The sequence below is a fragment of the Mycobacterium sp. genome (assembly GCF_049585075.1).
Lineage (GTDB): Bacteria > Actinomycetota > Actinomycetes > Mycobacteriales > Mycobacteriaceae > Mycobacterium.
Map to the genome: position 1 here is coordinate 1 of NZ_JBAUZA010000052.1, position 2,298 is coordinate 2,298.

1 protein-coding gene is annotated in these 2,298 nt (G+C 65.8%); it reads left to right on the forward strand.

Going from position 1 to position 2,298, the window contains the following annotated elements; translation table 11 throughout:
• The coding region (locus WB785_RS02490) for an arabinosyltransferase C-terminal domain-containing protein (RefSeq protein ID WP_424077115.1) at positions 1 to 2,130 on the forward strand (2,130 nt) is incomplete at its 5' end.
• Positions 2,131 to 2,298: the final 168 nt, after the last annotated feature.

Here is a 2,298-nt window from a genome sequence, read left to right on the forward strand (position 1 = left end):
GGCATGGTGTTGCTGGCTGCGTGGATGCCGTTCAACAACGGCCTGCGGCCCGAGCCGATCATCGCGGTGGGTTCCCTGATCACCTACGTGCTGATCGAGCGGTCGATGCGCTACAGCCGGATGACGCCGGCGGCGCTGGCCGTCATCACCGCGGCGTTCACCCTCGGTGTCCAGCCCACCGGTTTGATCGCCGTCGCCGCGTTGATCGCCGGTGGCCGGCCGATCCTGCGAATCCTGGTCCGCCGGCATCGTCTGGTCGGCACCTGGCCGTTGGTGGCGCCGATGCTGGCGGCCGGCTCGGTGATCCTCACCGTCGTATTCGCCGACCAGACATTGTCAACGGTGTTGGAGGCCACCAGGATTCGCACGGCGATCGGACCCAGCCAGGCGTGGTACACCGAGAACCTGCGGTACTACTACCTGATCCTGCCGACCGTCGACGGTTCGCTATCCCGCCGGTTCGGCTTCCTGATCACTGCGCTGTGCCTGTTCACTGCGGTGTTCATCATGTTGCGGCGCAAGCACATTCGCGGCGTGGCCCGCGGACCGGCCTGGCGGCTGATGGGTGTCATCTTCGGCACGATGTTCTTCCTGATGTTCACCCCCACCAAATGGGTGCACCACTTCGGCCTGTTCGCGGCTGTCGGCGCGGCGATGGCAGCGCTGACCACCGTGCTGGTCTCGCCCTCGGTGCTGCGCTGGTCGCGTAACCGGATGGCCTTCCTCGCGGCGGTGTTTTTCTTGTTGGCGCTGTGCTTCGCTACCACCAACGGTTGGTGGTATGTGTCCAGCTACGGCGTGCCGTTCAACACCACGATGCCGAAAATCGCCGGGATTTCAGCCAGCACAATATTTTTCATCCTGTTCGCGATCACCGCGATTTATGCGGCCTGGTTGCACTTCGCCCCACGCGGCCGCGGAGAAGGCCGATTGGCGCTCGCGCTGACCGCGGCGCCGGTGCCGGTTGCCGCCGGGTTCATGGTGTTGGTGTTCGTCGCGTCGATGGCGATCGGCGTGGTGCGGCAGTACCCCACCTATTCCAACGGCTGGGCGAATCTGCGAGCGTTCACCGGTGGCTGCGGCCTGGCCGACGACGTGCTTGTCGAGCCGGACGCCAACGCCGGTTTCATGGCGCCGCTACCGGGCGATTACGGTCCGTTGGGCCCATTGGGTGGCTCGAACCCGGTCGGGTTCACGCCCAACGGGGTGCCGGAACATACTGTGGCCGAAGCGCTTCGGATGACGCCGGAGCAGCCGGGCACCGACTACGACTGGGACGCGCCGACCAAGCTCAAAACGCCTGGGATCAACGGCTCGACGGTGCCGCTGCCCTACGGCCTTGACCCCGCGCGGGTGCCGCTGGCGGGCAGCTACACGACCGGTCCGCAGCAACAGAGCACGCTGAAGTCGGCGTGGTACCAGCTGCCCCAAGCAGATGACGGGCATCCCCTGGTAGTGGTGACCGCCGCGGGCAAGATTGCCGGCAACAGCGTGCTGCACGGCCACACCGACGGCCAGACCGTGGTGCTGGAGTACGGCAAGCCGGGACCCGGCGGTGCGCTGATACCAAGCGGGCGGCTGGTGCCCGACGATCTGTACGGCGAGCAGTTCAAGGCGTGGCGCAATCTGCGCTTCGCCCGCGACAAGATCCCGGCGGATGCGACAGCGGTCCGACTGGTCGCCGAGGATTTGTCGCTGACACCGGAAGAGTGGATCGCAGTGACGCCCCCGCGGGTGCCCGATCTGCGTTCGCTGCAGGAGTACGTCGGCTCGTCGCAACCGGTGCTGATGGACTGGGCGGTGGGACTGGCCTTCCCGTGTCAGCAGCCGATGCTGCACGCCAACGGCGTCACCGAGATCCCGAAGTTCCGCATTACGCCGGACTACAACGCCAAGAAGATGGACACCGACACCTGGGAGGACGGCACCAACGGCGGGTTGCTGGGCATCACCGATGTGCTGCTGCGCGCCCACGTGATGGCCACCTATCTATCCCGTGACTGGGGCCGGGACTGGGGTTCGCTGCGCAAGTTCGACACGATCGTGACGGCGCAGCCGGCTCAGCTCGAGCTGGGCACCGCAACCCACTTCGGCTGGTGGTCGCCGGGCCAGATCCGGATCAAGCCCTAACGCGTCGCCCCGTCCAGCGTGGGCTTGAGGCAAGCTTTTTCGCGGCGGATTCATACGGTCAGTGCAACATCCGTGGATTTAAGGGGTTGCGATGCCGAGTGGATATCCGCATTCGAGGGCTGTGCGCTGGAGGTTGTTCGACCGGGTGTGTCAGGGAATCCCGTTGGA